This window comes from Kitasatospora sp. NPDC057512 (assembly GCF_042802135.1).
Lineage (GTDB): Bacteria > Actinomycetota > Actinomycetes > Streptomycetales > Streptomycetaceae > Kitasatospora.
The window spans coordinates 1-1758 of sequence record NZ_JBHVET010001138.1 but is presented as its reverse complement, the minus strand read 5'-3'; the positions used below and the strand labels follow the sequence as shown (position 1 = coordinate 1758).

At 70.0% G+C, this 1758-nt stretch carries 2 protein-coding genes; one reads left to right on the top strand and one right to left on the bottom strand.

Features of this window, described 5'->3' with window-relative positions; all coding sequences use genetic code 11:
* Nucleotides 1-160: 160 nt before the first annotated feature.
* Nucleotides 161-877, bottom strand: a complete 717-nt coding sequence (locus ACFU6K_RS38360; protein WP_380671200.1) for a TetR/AcrR family transcriptional regulator — start codon at nucleotides 875-877, stop codon at nucleotides 161-163.
* Nucleotides 878-1000: 123 nt separating this feature from the next.
* Between ACFU6K_RS38360 and ACFU6K_RS38355 the strand changes: the two genes are divergently transcribed.
* Entirely contained in the window at nucleotides 1001-1702 is a 702-nt protein-coding gene (locus ACFU6K_RS38355) for an NAD(P)-dependent oxidoreductase (protein WP_380671198.1), read from the top strand.
* Nucleotides 1703-1758 lie beyond the last annotated feature (56 nt).

Here is a 1758-nt window from a genome sequence, read left to right as displayed (position 1 = left end):
AAGTCGGCCAGGCCGACTTCTCGCGCAACTGCGTTCAGGTCTTGGTGGCTGCGAACAGGTGTGAGGCCTTGACCCGCACGAGGTCCTGAACCGGTGTTCCACGCCTCCTCGCCTCACCAGGCCACGGGACAAGCCCGATCCGGTTGTGCGGTGGAGCCGCTCAGCCCTGGTGAGGGATGCCCAGTGCTCGTACGAGCTGGGCCAGTTCCTCGCGGAAGAGCTTGTCCGGGCTGGCCATCTGCGTGTGGAGGTGGCCGTAGATCTCCAGTGACACCAGGCCGTGCAGGTGTCCCCAGATGCGCAGGGCGAGTGCGACGGCGGCGGGGGGCAGCTCCGGGAAGGCCTCGCGCACCTTGTCGCGGAGCCCGGGGTCGAAGTCGGGCCACTCGAACGTGCTGTCCCGGTAGAGGTGTTCGGTGTGGGGCCAGGCAGCCGCCGCGAGTGCGGCGAGTCCTGTGCACACCCGGCGCGCGGCGTCCGGGGCGGCGCCGCCCTCGGGGGCGTGGTAGCCGGGGACCGGGTCACCGTAGACGAGGCGGAAGCCCTCGGAGTTGGCGACGGCCCAGTTCCGGAAGGCGGTGGCCCAGGCCTGGATCCGGACCGCCGGGTCCTCGGCGGGGGCGGCCTCCCAGGCCGCGTCCACGGCGTCGGCCAGCGCGGTGTACACGTCGTTGATGAGCGTGGTGACCAGATCGTCGCGGGTGGCGAAGTAGCCGTAGATGGCGTTGGCGGTCATGCCCATCTCTCGGGCGATGGCCCGCAGGGTGATGGCGTCGGGGCCGCCTGAGGCCATCAGCGCCAATGCCACGCTCTTGATTTCGGCCGTCGTCTCGGCGCGCAGCCGCTCGCGTCGTCCTGTGGTCCCGGTAGCCGCCATGCGGACACTCTACAGTGTCACCAGATTGGTTGGCGTATCGAAACTACACGCCGTATAGTTTTCGCCGCGGCGACCGACGGTCCGTCATGTCGCCGTATTCGCTGGCAGGTTGAGGGGAGAACCATGCACATCGGAGTCATCGGCGCCACTGGCGGCATCGGCAGCCGGGTCGTCACCGAGGCGCTTCGGCGCGGACACCTGGTCTCGGCCTTCGGTCGGGACACTTCACAGGTCGAGGAGACCCGCGAGAACATCACCTGGGCCGACGTCGACGTCCTCGACGCGGCGAGCATCGCGGCCGTGCTGCCCGGCCTGGACGTGCTGATCAGCGGATTCCAGCCGGGCAACGCCGCCAAGGACTTCGCGGACACCGTCCGTCGCTCCATCGCCGACCCCACGGTCTACGCGACTGCCGCCCGCGCGCTGCTGACGGCACTGGAGAGCCACCCCAGGACGCGCCTGATCGTGATCGGCGGTGCCGGAAGCCTGGAGGTCGAACCGGGCGTGGTGCGCGCCGACCATGACGAGCTGATCCATGAGAGCCTCGACGCGCTCGGACTGCCCCGGGAGTACGCGGCCGCCGTGCGCGGCCACCGGGACGCCCTGACCGTCCTGCGAACCTCGAATCGGCTGTGGACGTACTTCAGCCCGGCCGAGGACATCGCTCCCGGCGAGCGCACCGGCCGCTTCCGGACCGGTGGCGACCAACCCGTCCTGGACGCGGACGGACGCAGTCGCATATCGGTGGAGGACGCCGCGGTCGCCCTGGTCGACGAGGCGGAGCTGCCGCGCTTCGTCCAGCGCCGCTTCACGGTCGGGTACTGAAAGGTCGCAGTCGAGATCCACCGGCGAAAGGTGCCGGGCGATCCCCCGCGTGGGAT

Excerpts from the sequence above, each read along its gene's own strand:
- ACFU6K_RS38360 (WP_380671200.1), bottom strand. The coding sequence starts at position 877 with ATGGCGGCTACCGGGACCACAGGACGACGCGAGCGGCTGCGCGCCGAG.
- ACFU6K_RS38355 (WP_380671198.1), top strand. The coding sequence starts at position 1,001 with ATGCACATCGGAGTCATCGGCGCCACTGGCGGCATCGGCAGCCGGGTC.